The organism is Bradyrhizobium sp. PSBB068, assembly GCA_016839165.1.
Taxonomy (GTDB): Bacteria; Pseudomonadota; Alphaproteobacteria; order Rhizobiales; family Xanthobacteraceae; genus Bradyrhizobium.
In genome coordinates this window covers 3,101,926-3,117,209 of the sequence record CP069300.1, presented here as the reverse complement: position 1 = coordinate 3,117,209, position 15,284 = coordinate 3,101,926, and the positions used below count along the sequence as shown (strand labels likewise).

Sequence of the window (15,284 nt, the reverse complement as noted above, 5' to 3'; positions counted from 1 at the left end):
CGGCGCCCCCGATCAGTTCCAGCAGCGGCGACCACGGAGCAGCGCGAACCTTCGGCAGTTGCGGCAATTCGGTGGCGATTCCATTTTCATCAACGGGCGCTGCGCGGCTTGCGCGCCGCCTTCTTCCACATCCGGAAACCGCCCTCGAATGCGTTGGCGTTGTCGCCGAACCTCACCTTGGGCGGCGGGTTGTCGATCTTGTCGGCATTGCCTCCGCCGAGCACGATGTAGTCGGGCTCCAGCGCCGCCGACAGCCGCGCGATGACGTCCTCGACGCTCTTGCGCCATTTCTTCAGGCCGCGCCGCTCGAGACCGGCGGCGCCGACATAGTCCTCGAACGTCCCGTCCCTGCGATACGGCAAGTGGCCGAGCTCCATCGGCTCGAAAACGCCGTCGACGATCATCGCCGAGCCAAGCCCGGTGCCGAGGCCGAGAAACAGCATCCGCCCGCCCTGATAGCTGCCGATCGCCTGCATCAATGCGTCGTTGACGACCTTCACCGGCCGGCCGAACGCTGCGTGAAAATCGAACCCGGCCCAGCCGCGGCCGAGATTGTGCGGCTCCGTCAGCGGACGGTTGTGCACCACCGGCCCGGGATAGCCGATCGAGATCACATCGTAGGACCAGTTCCTGGTCAGCGCCTTGACCTGCCGCACCATCTCGGTGGCGGACAAGGTCGGACCTGACTCGAACTCGCGCCGGATTCGGTCCTTGTCGGTCATGACCTTCACATGTGTGCCGCCGATGTCGATCGCGAGCACCGTGCGCCGCGACGCGGGCCTCTTCGTTTTCTCGGCTGTCTTCTTGGCTGCCTTCTTGGCCATCGATCGGTTCTCTCTTGTGCGCTCCGAGTGGAGCAGTGAAACGCATTGCGCGCCACAGCCGCGTTCTGCATCTGACTCCAATTTGTTCGCGCGGAACGAATCGGAATCGACAAAATCGCCGAGGCTCAAACGTTAACAACCTGCATGCACGCACCGCACCCAAGCGATCAATGTTGTACCACGGTGGGATTATTGTACTCGGCGTGCAATCTCGCACATCCTTCAGACCCGTTGATGCTCCGGCTTGCCGGATTTGTGCGACAGACGGCAGCGCCGCCGCGTTCCCCGTTCGACTCCATTTCGTTCGCGAAGAACGAATCGGAATCGAAAAATCAGCGCAGCGCGATTCTTAACAACACATTTGCGACTTCGATGTTGCGGCAACTTTGCAGAGCGGATCAGCGCGAGCGTCGTCGGCCACCCGTCGGCGAACGCGAGCGGCGGATTACGCGCGTACCAACCCGCCCGAGATGCTGCGTCCGCCGCCAGTCCCCAAGGTGACGCCACAGCGCCTCCGCGACAGGTCCGTGCGGATGCTGGCGATACCGGATCACCGCCAGATTTTCGTCGCGACCCGGAAAGTTCGGTCCCGCGATGCTGATCAACCTGCCGTCGGCGAGCTCATCCTCGATCAGCCACGCCGGCAGATGGCCCCATGCAAGACGATGCAGGATCAGCTCCTTCTTCATCATCTGGTCCGGCACCGTGCACTGATGGGCGCCGTCAATCAGGAAGAAGGCTTCCGATGACGGTCGCCGCGCAGTATCGCGTATCACGCACTGCGTGAATGGACGCATCTGCTCCGGCGTGATCCGCCTGGTCCACGCAAACGGCAAGAACCCGGGCGCGACAACCGGCACCATGGCGGTCGTCGAGAGCTTGATCTGCTCGAACCGCGGGTCCGACGGGTCGGCGCGATGAAACACCAGGTCCGCCTCCCCCTCGATCAAGCGCTCGAGAGGTCCCCCGACCGCCTCATATTCCAGGTGCAGCCGCGTGTTGGGATATTGGGCAAAGAACCCCGAGAGCATCTGCAGGATCGGCGGCCGCGGAACCAGGTCGCCGATGACGAGACGCAGGACGACCTCTTCCCCGCTGACGAGCTGCTCCGCATAGGCCTGCAGCAGATCGAGCTCGCGCAACGTCGCCCGCGCCCGGAGGAGAAACGTCCGCCCCGCCTCCGTCAGCCCCACACGGTATCCGCTGCGATCGAACAGCGTGAGGCCGAGCTGCTGCTCGAGCCGGGCGACCGCCACGAACACCGATGGGTGCGATCGGTTCAGCGCGGCGCCGGCAGCCTGGAAGCTTCCCTTGGTCGCGACAGCGTCGAAGCAGCGCAGATCGTGGAGCTTGATCCGATCCATTATCCATAAAACCTACAGAGACTTGTCAATCTTAGTAATTTTTCTTGCTGGGCGCGAGCCCTAGCCTGGCGCTATGCGAAGCCGCCGGCTTCCACCAGCAGAAGGGACCAGCGAGATGAGCGGCGATCAACACTTCACGACGGCAGATGGCTGCCGGATTGCGTACCGGATCGACGGCCCCGTCGATCGGCCGGTGCTCATGCTGTCGAACTCGATCGCCACGAACCTGCACATGTGGGATCGATCGGTGGCGGCGCTTGGCCGCTCCTTTCGCCTGCTCCGCTACGACACCCGTGGCCATGGCGGGTCGGACGCGCCGGCGGGTCCCTATTCGATGGACCGGCTCGGCCGCGACGTGGTCGAGCTGCTCGACTTTCTCGACATCGATCGGGCACATTTTCTCGGCCTTTCGCTCGGTGGGTTCATCGGGCAATGGCTCGGCGTCTTCGCGCCCAACCGCATCGATCGCCTGATCCTCTCGAACACGGCGCCCTATCTTGCCGCGGAGCTGCATTTCGACGACCAGATCCACGCGGTGCTGGCTGCGAGCGATATGGACGCGATCGCAGACGGCTTCATGCGCAACTGGTTTCCCGCGACGATGCTGGCCGCGCCGAACGAGATCGTCGACGAATTCAGCAACATGGTACTCACCACCTCGCCGCGCGGCCTTGCCGGGTGTTTCGCCGCACTGCGCGATGTCGATCTTCGCCGCGTCATCGCGCTGATCGCGGCGCCGACCCTGGTCATCGGCGGCGAGAGCGACACCGTCACGCGCCCCAATCACAGCGAAGCGATCGCGACGACGATTGCCGGTGCAAGACTCGTCCTGCTGCCCGGCGTTCACATCCTCAATGTCGAGCAGGCGGAACGATTCAACAGTGAGGTTCTGGGCTTCCTGGAGTCCGCACCGTAATCGTTCCCCATCCGACTCCATTTTGTTCGCAGGGAACGAATCGGAATCGAGCAAATCAGCACAGAGCAATTGTTAACAACACGTTTGCGATCGCGACGTTGATCAAGCTTGCAAGGCAGATTTGTCGAAGGCGTAATCCGCCATCAGCAAAGATGGCGGGTTACGCGGAGCCTGTCATCGGGCCGTCCTACGGACGGACCCGTTGGCTACCCCGCCCCAGGCTCCGTCCAACGTCATATTCAAGCTCCGGCCGTAGCGCACGCATCTTCTCCGCCAGTCTCTGGCTTGCGGTCTCTTCCGCCTGCGCCAGGCGGTCGACGAGCGCGACGTAGTCCGCATCGCTCTTGTGCTGATTGAGTTTCGATTGCCCCTCGATCTCGTCGACGACGAGATCGATCACCCTGATCGACGCCAGCATCTGTTCGCGCTTGCCGGGCTCCATCTGCGTGAGGTCCCAGGGCTGCTTCGGCAGCCGCGCCTCGGAGACCGCGAGCAGCGCGTCACCGTGACCACGATTCTCGCCGCGATCGCGCAGGTGCGCGACGCCGGACAGATGCACCGCCTCGTAGAGCCAGGTCGAAACGTTGTCGCGCGAGACGTACCAGTCGTTCGAGATGTAGGCGTCGTCGCCCGAGACGATCAGCAGAAAGCGCCTGATACCGTCGGCGAGCTCGACCAGCGGATTCCTCGCGGTGAGATGGAGCTGCACGATCACGCGATCGTCGCGCCGCGCGATCACGAAGGGAACATGAGACGCTCGCGGGCCGCGTGCGTCGGCGGCGACGATGGCGCCGAAGCCGCGCGCCGCCGCGAAGGCCAGGGCGTGGTCGTCCTCGATGCGAAACTGGGGACGGAGGATGTGCATGGCGGTGGCGCTCGCGGCTGGGGGGAGACGACCCAGCGAGGCTAGCGCAACTTTTGCCGGAGATCACCGCCATGCACCGTCCGGCTCAGCAGATCATGGCGTTGTCACCGTGGTCGCAGACGCCGCCGGGCTGATCCCGGGGCAGCGTCTCGAATTCGCCGAAGCGCGGCACCGCCACGCGCGGCGGCCCGCCGCCCCAGCGGCCGGCGGCCGCGGCATGTCCCTTCAAGAACGCGGATGGGCCGGCCGGGACCTCCCGCGCCATGGCCGACGTCGTCAGCATGCCAAGGGCCAGCAAGCCTGCCGCGACGTGTTTGATCGTGGTCATCGAGCGTCTCCTGCTGGATCAACAGGATGGGGATCATCTCACCGGCCTGTCGAAGCGTTTTCGCTAGAACCATGACGGGCGGCGCTCCCCGATTATTCCGTGACGACGCAACGAATTTGCAGGTGCTGTGGCTCAGTTCGACACATTCGATTGATTGGAGCGTGACCGAGAGCGACCTTCACCGTCGTCCTGGCGAAAGCCAGGACCATTGCCCCGAATGCCCACATTGTTGCGCGACGCTGGGCCCAATTCCTCTCACGACCAACGCCGGTGGTTATGGGTCCCCTGGCTTTCGCCAGGACGACGATTGGAAGGGGCGAGCCCCGAAGGATGCCCGGCGCCCGGCTGATGGACGCACCGACCCCTCGAAGGCAATGTCCGCCGTTGAACTCACCGCAACTCGCGGGTTACGCTGTCACCCGCCTCACGCCCTCCCGCTGGAAGGATCACCATGAACGGCAATCGATATTACGGCGTCCGCGTCGAGGGTGCGAAATACGGCGTGGGGTTCGGCTCGGCGCTGGCGATTGCGATCTCCTACACCAAGAACCATTCGATCCTGTGGGCGATCATCCACGGTATCCTGGGCTGGCTTTACGTGATCTACGCCGCCCTGTTCGGGTGATGCGGACACCATGACCGTCATCTCGATCCAGTCACAGGTCGCATTCGGCCATGTCGGCAACAGCGCCGCCACCTTTCCGATCCAGTTGCATGGCATCGATGTCGTCGCCGTGCCCACCACGCTGCTCAGCAACCGGCCGGGCTATCCGACGATCCGCGGCCGGGTGCTCGACGTGCAGCTGGTGGCCGATCTGTTGCGCGGCATCGAGGAGCGCGGCGCGGTCGAGGCGGCCCGGATGATCCTGTCGGGCTATCTCGGCTCGGCCGATATCGGCTTTGACGTCGCCGACTTCGTCGCCCGCGCGAAAGCCGCGAACCCGGCCCTGCTCTATTGCTGCGATCCGGTGCTCGGCGATCGCGACCGCGGCATGTTCGTGCGGCCGGACATCCCGCCGCTGGTGCGCGACCAACTCTGCCCGCTCGCCGATATCATCACGCCGAACCATTTCGAGTTCGAGTTCCTCTGCGGCGCGCGCGTGACGACGATCGACGACGTGATCGCCCAGGCCGGCGCGCTGATGGCGCGGGGTCCGGCAACGATCGTCATCACCAGCGCCGAGCTTGCCGGCACGCCCCACAATGAAATCGAGACGCTGGCGATCGAACGCACGGAAGGCGCGCGCATTGCGGCTTGGCGCGTGCGCACCCCGCGGGTGCCGATCAGCCCGTCCGGCACCGGCGACCTGTTCGCGGCGCTGTTCGCCGCCGCCCGCATGCGCGGCCTCGCGACACCGGACGCGCTCAGCCACGCTGCGTCAGGCATCCACGGCGTGCTGGTGCGCACGGCCGAGCGGGGAACCGAGGAAATGCGTATTGTCGAAAGCGCCGGCGTGATGCTTGATCCGAGGCCACGCTTCGCGGCGGTCGCCCTCCCTGCATCCTGACATCCGGGACACCTTCATGATCGACACCACCACCCTGCTCACCTACGCCGCCGTCGAGCTCGGCCTGTTCCTGATCCCCGGGCCGGCGGTGTTGCTGGTGCTCGCGCGTTCGGTGACCGGCGGGCCGCGCGTCGGCGTCGCCACCGGGTTCGGCATCGCGCTCGGCGATCTCGTTCACACTGCGATGGCGACGTTCGGCCTGTCGGCCGTGCTGATGACCTCGGCGCTGGCGTTCTCGATCGTCAAATATGCCGGCGTGATCTACCTGATCGTGCTCGGCATCCGCGCCCTGTTCGAGACGAATGACGACCTGCATCTGCCGGCGGCGCAGCCGGTCGATCCGCGGCGCGCGTTCCGGCAGGCGATCTGGGCGGAAATGCTCAATCCGAAGACCGCGCTGTTCTTCCTCGCCTTCCTGCCGCAGTTCGTGCATCCCGGTCACGGCTCGGCGGTCGCCCAATTCGCGACGCTGGGCCTGATCTTCGTCGCGATGAGCGCGGCCTACACCTCGCTGCTCGCGCTCGCCGCCGGCCAGATCAGTCCGTGGATCAGGCGGCACCGCCGCATCGGGCAGTGGCAGGGCCGCGTGGTCGGCACGATCTATATCGCGCTCGGCATCCGCCTTGCGTTTCAGGAGCGCTGATGTCTCCGCTCAAGCCGCAAGCCACTTATGACGACTTCGCCCGCCTCGACATCAGGATCGGCAAGGTCGTCGAAGTGCAGCCGTTTCCGCGCGCCCGCAACCCCTCCTACAAGGTCGGTGTCGATGTCGGCGCCGGGCGGATCATGTGGTCGAGCGCGCAGATCACGAATTATGAGCCGGCGGCGCTGGTCGGCTCGCTGGTGGTCTGCATCTGCAATCTCGGACCGAAGAACATTGCCGGTTTCACCTCGGAACTGCTGATCCTCGGCGCCAAGGACATCGGTGGCCAGGTGATCGTGCTCGGCCCGCGCAGCGAGGTTGATGTCGGCGAGCCGATCTTCTGACCGATCATCCTGACGTTGAGGCCGATCACGGCCGCGTGATTCAAATCGTCTGGAATCCCCGTAGTTTACCGATGGGGGATGATCCGGATTCTCGATGCCAGCGCGCGCTGCTATTCCAACGCGCAAGAATCGCTTCGGCATGGGAATCGGAAAATGTCCGCAGTTTTCTTTCACTGCTCTGACGACAAGCACGTCATCCTGGATCGCACCGGCGCCGCGATGGACCTTTCGGAAGCATGGGTGCATGCGGAGCAGCTGGCGCGCAGCTTTGTCATGACACCGAGCGCGGAGGACTGGCGCAACTGGGCGGTCCACGTCACCGACGATATCGGGACCGAGATCTTCGAGCTTCCGTTCGCCGCCGTCCTCGGCGAACTGCACTGAGGGTGTGCCATGAATTCGATGGAACTCACCCTGCAGCCCTGGCGCCGCCGCCTCACCTGCCTCGTCACGCGCTGCGTCGCGCTGCTCGACGGCGTCATCAATCCCTATCGGCCTGAACTGTACTACATGCGCGGGCCCGGCCCGAAATGCCGCGCCAGGCGGCAAGCCGCCTTGCGCGACTAGTTCGCGCATCCGCGATGAGAAAAGGCCGGCGGGCGTTACGCCACCGGCCTTCTCCTGCAACTGCCGGTTCCCGGAGCCCGGTTCCGTTGCGATCTGCTTGGGCTCGAGCTTGCGCCGACAATTTTAATCAAATCTTAACGGCATGGCGGTGAGCTGGATCAAGGACCCCTTCGCCGTGCCGCGCGTGCTTGATCGTTCATCGTGCCTGACGCGCTGCACATCGTTTTTGCGCGGATCGCTCGACGATTGTGCGCCACGCATCTTAGGGAATGCACGACTCAGTGTTACCCTGTGATGCAAACCGAAACGGAGAGCTTCGGAATGCCGTACTACACCTTCGATCTCGTGGTGGGGGACGAGTTCCGCAATCAAGGAACGATCATCCTCGAAGACATCAGCCTCGCATCCGATCGCGCCGATCAGCTCGCCAATGAGCTGTCGCAGGTCAAGCCGGAGTTGAAAGCGCGCGGCTGCGCCGTGCGCGTCACCGACATCGATCGGCGCGAACTCTACCGGACGCCGCTCGATCCCGTGCCGCGGTGGCGCAGGATCGGCTAGCGTCGGCAGGCCTCAAGTACTGACGATCGCGCTTGTTGCCGCGCGCGCCCGATCTTGCTGCGCGCGGCGACCGGTCACTTCTTCAGGTTCAGGCGGCCGATGAAGTCGCGCTTGCCGAGCGGCGCGCCCTTGTGGCGGAGGATGTCGTAGGCCGTGGTCGAATGAAAGAAGAAGTTCGGCAGCGAGAACGACATCAAAAATCCCTCGGCCGTGAACAGCATCGACCGGTCTCCGACCTTGAATGTCATGTCGCGCCCGAGCAGCGCATTGACTGCATCTGGCGTCAGCGCCGACAACTCGCTGTGCGCGTCCTTCACCAGCGCCTGCAATGCGGCGTAGTCCAGATCGGGCTTGCCGGACGGCGGGACGAACACGCCGTTCTTCGCCGCCTCCATCGCGCCGCGGGAGTGGTGCGCGAGCGAGACCACCTGAAAGCGGAACGGCAGCATGTCGGGAAACAATCGGGTCTCGACGATCTCGGCCGGATCGATGCCGTTGTCCTTGAAATGCGTGAGGCTCTTTTCGAGAAAGCCCGAGACGGAGCCGAGGATCTGCAGATAGTTGGCGACAGTCGCGTCGTAGAGTGAAAAGGTCACGGCGAATTCCCCCAGATAGAATTTATTTGCTGATTGCCTGAACAGAGTTCCCGGAATTTCCGGCAAAGGCAAGCGGCACTGGGGCATAAATCAAATGGTCCAGCGCGCAGCGCCAGGCTCATTTCGATCCGGAAGAGCGAGCTGCGCCGTCAGCTCTGATGCGGTCCGCGCATCATCTTCATGGCGTCCTCGATATGACGCCACTCGCGGGCCTCTTCGGTCTCGCCCTTGCTCTCGCAGGCCACGGCGTTCTGCGCAGCCTGCGCGCTCGCCTGCGGACCGTGCTTCTGCAGCATCTGCCGCGCGATGGTGTGGATCTGCATCTCGGCTATCATGGCGCTCTCCTCGGCTGTCAAATGCCGCAGGAACGGCGTGACCGCGCATCCCGCGGGCTGACATCAGAACCGCTGAACGCCGTGTCTGGTTCCAGCGCCGCCGCAAACCGCGATGCGATCAGCGGTTCCCACGCGCCGCGGCGGCGGCTAGAAGCGAGTACCGTACCTTCCCGGGTTGCCGTGACCATGGCTCAGAACATCTACGACGATCCCGGCTTCTTCGCCGGCTACAGCCAACTGCCGCGGCAGGTCCGCGGACTGCTCGGCGCGCCGGAATGGGCCGCGATCCGCGCGATGCTACCCGATATCGCGGGCAAGCGCGTGGTCGACCTCGGCTGCGGCTTCGGCTGGGTGTCGCGCTGGATGCGGGGGCAAGGTGCATCCGATGTGCTCGGCGTCGACCTCTCCCAGAACATGATCGCCCGCGCCATCGCGATGACGCAGGACCCGGCCATCACCTACGAGATCGCCGACCTCGAGACGCTGGAGTTGCCGAAAGCGACGTTCGATCTCGCCTACAGCGCCCTCACCTTCCATTACGTCGGGGACTTCGATCGGCTCGCGCGCATGCTGTACCGCGCGCTCGTCCCGGAGGGACATCTGGTCTTCACCATCGAACATCCGATCTACATGGCAGCCACACGCCCGGACTGGGGACAGGATCAGGACGGCCGCAAGACCTGGCCGGTCAACCGCTACTTCATCGAAGGCGAACGCCGGACCGACTGGTACGTGCAGGGCGTGCTGAAATATCATCGCACCATCGGCACCACGCTGAATGCGCTGATCGGCGCCGGCTTCTCGCTGCGGCATGTCGAGGAATTCTCCCCGACACGCGAGCAGATCAGGGCGATGCCTGAGCTGGCCGACGAGCTCGAGCGGCCGATGATGCTGCTGGTATCGGCGCAGCGCTAAAGCGCGATGAGATTGGGTCGAATCGTCATCGCGCTTTAGCTCGTTGTTTGATCATGATCTTTTCCGAAAACCGCTTCGCACTTTTCCGGATCATGCTCTAGCTCACGCCGCGAGCAGCTTGTCGAATTCCTCGGGCGGGTATGATTTGCCGTCCTTGTCGGTGATCACCACCTGCCATCCTTCGCTGGCCCAGACCCTGGCCTTGGCGATGATGATGAAGGAGCTCTCCCGCTCGATCCTGACCGTTTCGTTCTCGCGTTCTGCGATCATCTTGTAGGCCAACGCTTGTCCCTCGCCGACATCATCCATTCCGGCGGTGTGTTGGCAGTGGCTTTGGGCTGCATTTCGCTGGGAGTGTGACAATTTGGTGGAAGCCTGCCGCAAGATGCGGCAGAGCGCAATTTGTGGTCGCGGCTACGCCAACTTGCCCATCAGGGTCGGCATATCCAGCGCCGACGAGTTGACATTGACGCTGCGCGCGAATCGCATCTGCGGTCCCTCGAAGGTGCAGGTCACGGTGTCGCGGAACGCCGATTCGACGAAGGTCCATGTCATCACGAAGGTGCGCAAGTCGCGCCAGGTACCGCTCGCGACCACGCGCATCACATCGGGCTGATACTCGTGATGCAGCTTGTTGCCGGTCATCGTCGTGGTGCCCTCGCGCGGCGCGTCGAGGCCGACCTCGATCGTGTGCGTGCCCCTGCCGTCCTCAAGCGTGAACGTGCAGGTCTTGTCGGCGAAGCTGAGATTGACCGATTTGATCGCGTCGGCATTCTCCGGCATCTGCCAGGTCTTGCCGGATATCTCCGCTGCAACCGGCGATGATGCCGCGACCAGCGGCGGTAGCAACTGCAGGGCCGAGGTGCGCGCCTTCAGCTTGTCGGCCTCGGCATCGTTCTTCGCCGCGGTGGCAGAGAACATCGCCGGGAAATGCCGGAACACCAGCTTGTTGAAACCGCTACGCTGCGGGATGCCGGCGGTGATCGCCAGCACCGCATTGTGCTTGGGAAAGACGAAGCTGAGCTGGTCGAACAGGCCGTCGGCGTAGAATGTCCCAGGCCCGATCCACCATTGATAGCCGTAAGTGTCCTTGACGTGCGGCTGCTGCACCGCCGCCACCCAATCGGCCGGCAGCACCTGCCTGCCGTTCCAGATGCCGTTCTGCGCGTAAAGGATGCCGAGCTTGAGGCAATCGACCGTCTTCCAGCTCAGCCCGTTGGCGCCGGGCGAGATACCTTCAGGCCCGACCGGCCATTCATAGCCCGAGATTCCGAGAGGATCGAAAAACCGCGGCTTGAGATAATCTGCGACGGCCTCGCCGGTCGTCTTGGTGACGATCGCCGACAGCAGATAGGTCGCAGCCGAGGTGTAGACCCATTTCGTGCCCGGCTGGTACACGACCGGGATCTTGAAGAACTCGGCGACCCAGCTGGTCTTGATCGGCCGCCATGCCGATCCCGAGGTCATCGCGGCGTGGCCGGTGCGCATGGTCAGGAGATCCTCGACCGTCATCGCCGCGAGCTTGTCGTCGACGACGGGCGGCAGCTTGTCCTTGAAGAACGACACCGCCTTGTCCTGCAGGCCGAAGCGCTTGTCGGCCATCGCTAGCCCGACGGCGCTGACGGTGACGCTCTTGGTCAACGAATGCATCATGTGGTTGCGATCGGCGCGATACGGCGACCACCAGCCCTCGGCAATCACCTGGCCGTTACGCCACAGCATGAAGCTGTGCAGCTCGTAGCCCTGGCGGTCGACGTCATCAAGGAAGTCGAGGATCGCTGATGGCGCAACGCCTTGTTCTTCTGGCCTGCCGCGCGACAGTCCGTCGGCAACACCGGTCTCGGCCTGTGCCGTCGTCATGGTGCCGAGTTGTCCGTCCGGCGCGAACAGCACGGCGGCTCCGCCCAGAAACAGTTGCAATGCTCCGCGCCGTGACGGCTGACCTGATGTGACGCCGTCAATTTCCTGATTGTCGTTTGGCATGGGCCGTCCTCCGAAAGCAGAACGGAGGTTATGGCTCCGGCCGGCACTGTCAACGCATGCGGCGCGCATGGCCCTAAAACGAAAAATCCCGCCTTGGCGGGACAATCCAAGGCGGGGAAAGGTTCGTTGGGTAGAAATCCACGCGCCTGGAAAAAGCGAGCGCGGGGAAGTAGCGGCGACAATTCTATTGGGCTGGGTGGTTCAGACAACAGGATTAAAGCGCGTATGACATCGGGACTTTTTCCCGATCCGGCCGGCAAAAAATCCCGAGCCTCGGCCGTGCGGCGCAGCTCACTGCACGACATCGAGCCTGACATTGGCGACGCCCTTGCCGATCATGCCGAGCGACTGGGCCGCGGAATACGAGACGTCGACGATGCGCCCGGGAACGTAGGGCCCGCGGTCATTGACGCGCACGGTGACCGAGCGGCCGGTCTTGACGTCGGTGACGCGCAGCTTGGTACCGAATGGCAATGTCGGATGCGCAGCGGTCAGTTCGTGCGCGTTGAACTTCTCGCCGCTCGCGGTCTCCTGCTCGTCGCTGTAGAAGCTCGCAACGCCTTGCGATGCGATCTTGCTGTCACCGGTCTTGCGCGCGGCGTAGGGCGCGTGCCTGTGCGCGGTTGCCACATGGGTGCGCACCGCGGACGACGCGGCCCGGGTCGGCTCAGCCGATGCCGGCCGGCTCGCGAGCGCCTGCGAGCGCTGGCTGACGACGGATGATTGTGCGCAAGCCGCGAGCGAGGCCGCGCCGATCACCACCGCGAACAGCCGCAGCGGCTTTCGCGCATGGGCAAACCGGATCGCGGGCGCGGCACCGCGCGCGCGGCAGATAACGTCGACGTACGAAATGACTGCATCGTCGCGTGTCATGTTGCATCCCCAACTCGCGCCCCAGCCCAAGCCGAAAATCCAACACCAGCCTAATGAGCCGAATCCAAACAGGGCGGAACGGTGGCGGAGCGCGATCAGACGCGCCGCACGTCGCGCGATTTCCCTTCAGGTGTGGTGGACACGCCACACAACCCGAGGAGATTCACCGGACACGCAGTCCTGGCGACCCCGGCTGCCGGCTCCGGTTCCCGAAACTCCTCAACCTCTCCACCCTCTCGCCTTGCTTTGGTCAAACCCGACTGGAGTTGTGGGGACCGGGCCAGGGGTCGATACAGAGCGAAATTTGCCGGCCGCCCATTTGCGGTTGACCTTGGACTGAAACGGGGACCGCCATGCAATCGACGATGAAAGACGCAGATCCGCACGATATTTTTGCGATCGAACCCAGCTTCGCTCCGGCCCGGCCGGACCATGCCGCTGCGCCTGCGGCAGCCGACGAGGCATCATCCGGACAGCGCGAGCCGTGGTTCGGCCCGAGCCTCGCGCCCTCGTCCACGCCACCGGTTGCGCCGGTCGCCTCGGTGCCGCCGGTCACGCCGGTAGCGGTGACGCCGGCTGTGCCGGAATACAGCGCTGCAAGCCATGACGGCAGGCTGGACGACATCCGGCTGGAGCGCGCGCCGCGTCCCACCAACAAATGGGCGATCCGCGCGTTCTGGTTCCTGTTCGCGATAGCCGGCGCCATGGGCACCGCGGCGTGGCAGCACTACGGACATCGCGTCAAGCAGATCGTGACCGAGTACGTGCCGCAGGCAGAGGCCCTGACCTCGCTGCTGCCGGGCAAGGCGGCTCCCGCGTCCGACCAGGCAAGCCCGCCCGTCGCGCAAGCGGCGGCGGCTGATCAGCCGCCTGACGCCGCTCCGGCCGTGGCGCCGCAGAACGTCGCCGGAGCGGCCCCGGCTGCCGTCGCGGCGCCGGTTGCGGCAGCGCCGGCCGCAGCCGCACCTGACCAGACGCAATTGCTGCAGTCGATGGCGCGCGATCTGGCGTCGATGGGGCAGCAGATCGAACAGCTCAAGACCAGCATCGATCAGCTCAAGGCCAGCCAGGATCAGTTGTCACAGCGCGTCGCGCGAACGACCGAGACCAGGGCCGTCGAACCACGGCCGGTTGCGCCGCGCCCGCGCGCCGCGATCACACCTCAGGCCGTGCCGCATGCGGCCGTTGCTCCACCGCCGATCCGTCGGCCGGCGCAGGCCTATATCCCGCCGCCGCCTCCGTCGGCATCAGCAGCGCCGCTGCCGGCCCCCGTCGCAGTCGCGCCGCAAGCTGCGGCACCGCGGCCGGTGCTGCCGCAGCAGCAGTCGAATATCGTCGATGCTGATGACAACGGCCCCGTGGTTCGGCCGCCGATGCCGCTGCGCTGACGGCTGAACAACTATAAAAAAAGCGGCCGATCGCGATGACGCGATCGGCCGCTTTTGCACTTCGCGTGCGAATTACGCGCTCTGTCCCGGCGGCAGCACGACCACGGTGGCGCCCGGCTTGACGTGCTGGTAGAGATCGATGACGTCGGCGTTGTTCATGCGGATGCAACCCGACGAGATCGCCTGCCCGATATATTCGGGCTGGTTGGTGCCGTGGATACGGTACAGCGTGTCCTTGTTGCCTTGGTAGAGGTAGATGCCGCGGGCCCCGAGCGGATTGGCCGGCCCACCCGCGACACGCGCCGGATACGGCCCGAGCCGCTCCTGGATATCCTTGGTCGGAACCCAATCCGGCCACTCCGCCAGACGGCCGACCGTGGCCACGCCGGAGAACGCCATCGCCTCCTCGCCGACGGCGACGCCGTAACGGATCGCCTTGCCGCCGGGCAGCACGTAGTAGAGATAGCGCGCGTCGGTATCGACCAGAATCGACCCCGGCTGCTCCTTGCGCGTGTAGTCGACAATGTGGCGCTGGAACTGATCCGGAATCTTGGCCTCCGCATAGGGCGGATGCGCCAGCAATTGCCGATCACGCGGCGTCATCGCGGCATCCGTCACCGGCGACAAGGTCGCCTGCATGCAGCCGCCAAGCGCAAGCGAACCAACCAGCACCGCAGCAAGCCCCAACTTCGACACGATCATTCTCCCCTGCGTCAACTTGTGGCACTTGCTGCCGAAATCGTGCTGAAATCGTGGCGGTACCGTTTGGAACACGGCTGTTTGATCGGTTCCTTCGGCAAGTGTGTCCTTGCGGTTGCAGTCGGTTCCCGCGGACGCTAGCCTTGCGGCAAAATGCTTAAGACATCGGGAGGAATTCGATGCGTTACGCTTTGCTGATCGGCGGCCTAATCGTCGCGGCGACGCCGGCCCACGCCGATCCGCGCGCGGCCTATGTCACGATGGTGCTGCGGGCCTTTGCCGCCAAGGTCGAGTGCCCCGGCACCGATCTGGTCTATCAGGACCTCGTGCAGCGCGCGCAGGACATGCATCTGCCCGACGGCACCACCGAACAGGTGCGCAAGGCGATCGCCTACATGCACACCGGCGGCAAGATGGGCGAGAAGCAGGCCGACGATCTGATGACCGAAGTCGCGATCGCAACCCAGACCACCGACCTCGATCAGCGCCGCGCCGGCAGCATGACAACCTGGTGCCAGGACCAGAAGACGCGGCTCGCGGGCTACATCAGGAGCAAGGAATAGAAAGCATCTTCAGGC

At 64.5% G+C, this 15,284-nt stretch carries 21 protein-coding genes; 11 read left to right on the top strand and 10 right to left on the bottom strand.

Going from position 1 to position 15,284, the window contains the following annotated elements:
• Positions 1-89: 89 nt before the first annotated feature.
• Complete coding sequence (locus JQ507_14415; GenBank protein ID QRI72584.1) at positions 90-824, bottom strand: ROK family protein; 735 nt, start codon at positions 822-824, stop codon at positions 90-92.
• Positions 825-1,222: 398 nt separating this feature from the next.
• The gene (locus JQ507_14410) at positions 1,223-2,188 is read right to left on the bottom strand and encodes a LysR family transcriptional regulator (protein ID QRI72583.1); all 966 of its coding nucleotides are present in this window, start codon (positions 2,186-2,188) and stop codon (positions 1,223-1,225) included.
• Between the two features lie 115 nt (positions 2,189-2,303).
• Between JQ507_14410 and JQ507_14405 the strand changes: the two genes are divergently transcribed.
• On the top strand, positions 2,304-3,104 hold the full coding sequence (locus tag JQ507_14405) for an alpha/beta fold hydrolase (protein QRI72582.1): 801 nt from the start codon (positions 2,304-2,306) through the stop codon (positions 3,102-3,104).
• A gap of 187 nt (positions 3,105-3,291) precedes the next feature.
• On the opposite strand, the gene JQ507_14400 is transcribed toward JQ507_14405, so the two are convergent.
• Entirely contained in the window at positions 3,292-3,969 is a 678-nt protein-coding gene (locus JQ507_14400; protein ID QRI72581.1) for an FMN-binding negative transcriptional regulator, read from the bottom strand.
• A gap of 85 nt (positions 3,970-4,054) precedes the next feature.
• Entirely contained in the window at positions 4,055-4,297 is a 243-nt protein-coding gene (locus tag JQ507_14395) for a hypothetical protein (GenBank protein ID QRI72580.1), read from the bottom strand.
• A 451-nt stretch (positions 4,298-4,748) separates the two neighbouring features.
• On the opposite strand from JQ507_14395, the gene JQ507_14390 reads away from it, so the two are divergent.
• The 7 genes from JQ507_14390 to JQ507_14360 all read left to right on the top strand — a co-directional run bounded on the left by JQ507_14390 (position 4,749) and on the right by JQ507_14360 (position 7,917).
• Entirely contained in the window at positions 4,749-4,922 is a 174-nt protein-coding gene (locus JQ507_14390) for a hypothetical protein (GenBank protein QRI72579.1), read from the top strand.
• 10 nt (positions 4,923-4,932) lie between these two features.
• Positions 4,933-5,805: a pyridoxal kinase PdxY gene (gene pdxY, locus JQ507_14385; GenBank protein QRI72578.1), complete on the top strand. Its 873-nt coding sequence runs from the start codon at positions 4,933-4,935 to the stop codon at positions 5,803-5,805.
• A 16-nt stretch (positions 5,806-5,821) separates the two neighbouring features.
• Positions 5,822-6,448 carry a LysE family translocator gene (locus JQ507_14380; protein ID QRI72577.1) on the top strand — a complete coding sequence of 209 codons (627 nt, stop codon included), beginning with the start codon at positions 5,822-5,824 and terminating at the stop codon, positions 6,446-6,448.
• The gene (locus JQ507_14375) at positions 6,448-6,792 is read left to right on the top strand and encodes a tRNA-binding protein (GenBank protein QRI72576.1); all 345 of its coding nucleotides are present in this window, start codon (positions 6,448-6,450) and stop codon (positions 6,790-6,792) included. The genes JQ507_14380 and JQ507_14375 overlap by 1 nt, the downstream gene beginning before the upstream one ends.
• A gap of 153 nt (positions 6,793-6,945) precedes the next feature.
• A complete protein-coding gene (locus JQ507_14370; protein ID QRI72575.1) occupies positions 6,946-7,176 on the top strand; it encodes a hypothetical protein in 231 nt (76 codons plus the stop codon).
• Positions 7,177-7,185: 9 nt separating this feature from the next.
• Entirely contained in the window at positions 7,186-7,359 is a 174-nt protein-coding gene (locus JQ507_14365) for a hypothetical protein (GenBank protein ID QRI72574.1), read from the top strand.
• Between the two features lie 321 nt (positions 7,360-7,680).
• Complete coding sequence (locus tag JQ507_14360; protein QRI72573.1) at positions 7,681-7,917, top strand: hypothetical protein; 237 nt, start codon at positions 7,681-7,683, stop codon at positions 7,915-7,917.
• A gap of 74 nt (positions 7,918-7,991) precedes the next feature.
• Here JQ507_14360 and JQ507_14355 read toward each other — a convergent pair whose 3' ends face one another.
• Both JQ507_14355 and JQ507_14350 read right to left on the bottom strand, forming a co-directional pair.
• On the bottom strand, positions 7,992-8,513 hold the full coding sequence (locus JQ507_14355; protein QRI72572.1) for a DUF1993 domain-containing protein: 522 nt from the start codon (positions 8,511-8,513) through the stop codon (positions 7,992-7,994).
• A 149-nt stretch (positions 8,514-8,662) separates the two neighbouring features.
• A complete protein-coding gene (locus JQ507_14350) occupies positions 8,663-8,848 on the bottom strand; it encodes a hypothetical protein (protein ID QRI72571.1) in 186 nt (61 codons plus the stop codon).
• A gap of 186 nt (positions 8,849-9,034) precedes the next feature.
• Here JQ507_14350 and JQ507_14345 point away from each other — a divergent pair, with 186 nt between their 5' ends.
• Positions 9,035-9,763, top strand: coding sequence for a methyltransferase domain-containing protein (locus tag JQ507_14345; protein ID QRI72570.1), 729 nt, complete (start codon positions 9,035-9,037; stop codon positions 9,761-9,763).
• Positions 9,764-9,865: 102 nt separating this feature from the next.
• Here the strand turns inward: JQ507_14345 and JQ507_14340 are convergent, their stop codons facing one another.
• The 3 genes from JQ507_14340 to JQ507_14330 form a co-directional block, all read right to left on the bottom strand.
• Positions 9,866-10,072: a hypothetical protein gene (locus tag JQ507_14340; GenBank protein QRI72569.1), complete on the bottom strand. Its 207-nt coding sequence runs from the start codon at positions 10,070-10,072 to the stop codon at positions 9,866-9,868.
• A gap of 105 nt (positions 10,073-10,177) precedes the next feature.
• Complete coding sequence (locus tag JQ507_14335) at positions 10,178-11,746, bottom strand: beta-lactamase family protein (GenBank protein QRI72568.1); 1,569 nt, start codon at positions 11,744-11,746, stop codon at positions 10,178-10,180.
• A gap of 291 nt (positions 11,747-12,037) precedes the next feature.
• Positions 12,038-12,619: a septal ring lytic transglycosylase RlpA family protein gene (locus JQ507_14330; protein ID QRI72567.1), complete on the bottom strand. Its 582-nt coding sequence runs from the start codon at positions 12,617-12,619 to the stop codon at positions 12,038-12,040.
• A 365-nt stretch (positions 12,620-12,984) separates the two neighbouring features.
• Between JQ507_14330 and JQ507_14325 the strand changes: the two genes are divergently transcribed.
• Positions 12,985-14,007, top strand: a complete 1,023-nt coding sequence (locus tag JQ507_14325; GenBank protein ID QRI72566.1) for a hypothetical protein — start codon at positions 12,985-12,987, stop codon at positions 14,005-14,007.
• Between the two features lie 72 nt (positions 14,008-14,079).
• Here the strand turns inward: JQ507_14325 and JQ507_14320 are convergent, their stop codons facing one another.
• Positions 14,080-14,646: a L,D-transpeptidase gene (locus JQ507_14320; protein ID QRI73334.1), complete on the bottom strand. Its 567-nt coding sequence runs from the start codon at positions 14,644-14,646 to the stop codon at positions 14,080-14,082.
• A gap of 239 nt (positions 14,647-14,885) precedes the next feature.
• On the opposite strand from JQ507_14320, the gene JQ507_14315 reads away from it, so the two are divergent.
• The gene (locus JQ507_14315; protein ID QRI72565.1) at positions 14,886-15,269 is read left to right on the top strand and encodes a hypothetical protein; all 384 of its coding nucleotides are present in this window, start codon (positions 14,886-14,888) and stop codon (positions 15,267-15,269) included.
• The last annotated feature ends 15 nt before the right edge of the window (positions 15,270-15,284 follow it).

Bases quoted from the DNA above. Each gene is read 5' to 3' on its own strand.
- JQ507_14415 (QRI72584.1), bottom strand. From the start codon at position 824: ATGGCCAAGAAGGCAGCCAAGAAGACAGCCGAGAAAACGAAGAGGCCC.
- JQ507_14410 (QRI72583.1), bottom strand. From the start codon at position 2,188: ATGGATCGGATCAAGCTCCACGATCTGCGCTGCTTCGACGCTGTCGCG.
- JQ507_14405 (QRI72582.1), top strand. From the start codon at position 2,304: ATGAGCGGCGATCAACACTTCACGACGGCAGATGGCTGCCGGATTGCG.
- JQ507_14400 (QRI72581.1), bottom strand. From the start codon at position 3,969: ATGCACATCCTCCGTCCCCAGTTTCGCATCGAGGACGACCACGCCCTG.
- JQ507_14395 (QRI72580.1), bottom strand. From the start codon at position 4,297: ATGACCACGATCAAACACGTCGCGGCAGGCTTGCTGGCCCTTGGCATG.
- JQ507_14390 (QRI72579.1), top strand. From the start codon at position 4,749: ATGAACGGCAATCGATATTACGGCGTCCGCGTCGAGGGTGCGAAATAC.
- pdxY (QRI72578.1), top strand. From the start codon at position 4,933: ATGACCGTCATCTCGATCCAGTCACAGGTCGCATTCGGCCATGTCGGC.
- JQ507_14380 (QRI72577.1), top strand. From the start codon at position 5,822: ATGATCGACACCACCACCCTGCTCACCTACGCCGCCGTCGAGCTCGGC.
- JQ507_14375 (QRI72576.1), top strand. From the start codon at position 6,448: ATGTCTCCGCTCAAGCCGCAAGCCACTTATGACGACTTCGCCCGCCTC.
- JQ507_14370 (QRI72575.1), top strand. From the start codon at position 6,946: ATGTCCGCAGTTTTCTTTCACTGCTCTGACGACAAGCACGTCATCCTG.
- JQ507_14365 (QRI72574.1), top strand. From the start codon at position 7,186: ATGAATTCGATGGAACTCACCCTGCAGCCCTGGCGCCGCCGCCTCACC.
- JQ507_14360 (QRI72573.1), top strand. From the start codon at position 7,681: ATGCCGTACTACACCTTCGATCTCGTGGTGGGGGACGAGTTCCGCAAT.
- JQ507_14350 (QRI72571.1), bottom strand. From the start codon at position 8,848: ATGATAGCCGAGATGCAGATCCACACCATCGCGCGGCAGATGCTGCAG.
- JQ507_14345 (QRI72570.1), top strand. From the start codon at position 9,035: ATGGCTCAGAACATCTACGACGATCCCGGCTTCTTCGCCGGCTACAGC.
- JQ507_14340 (QRI72569.1), bottom strand. From the start codon at position 10,072: ATGGATGATGTCGGCGAGGGACAAGCGTTGGCCTACAAGATGATCGCA.
- JQ507_14335 (QRI72568.1), bottom strand. From the start codon at position 11,746: ATGCCAAACGACAATCAGGAAATTGACGGCGTCACATCAGGTCAGCCG.
- JQ507_14330 (QRI72567.1), bottom strand. From the start codon at position 12,619: ATGACACGCGACGATGCAGTCATTTCGTACGTCGACGTTATCTGCCGC.
- JQ507_14325 (QRI72566.1), top strand. From the start codon at position 12,985: ATGAAAGACGCAGATCCGCACGATATTTTTGCGATCGAACCCAGCTTC.
- JQ507_14320 (QRI73334.1), bottom strand. From the start codon at position 14,646: ATGCAGGCGACCTTGTCGCCGGTGACGGATGCCGCGATGACGCCGCGT.
- JQ507_14315 (QRI72565.1), top strand. From the start codon at position 14,886: ATGCGTTACGCTTTGCTGATCGGCGGCCTAATCGTCGCGGCGACGCCG.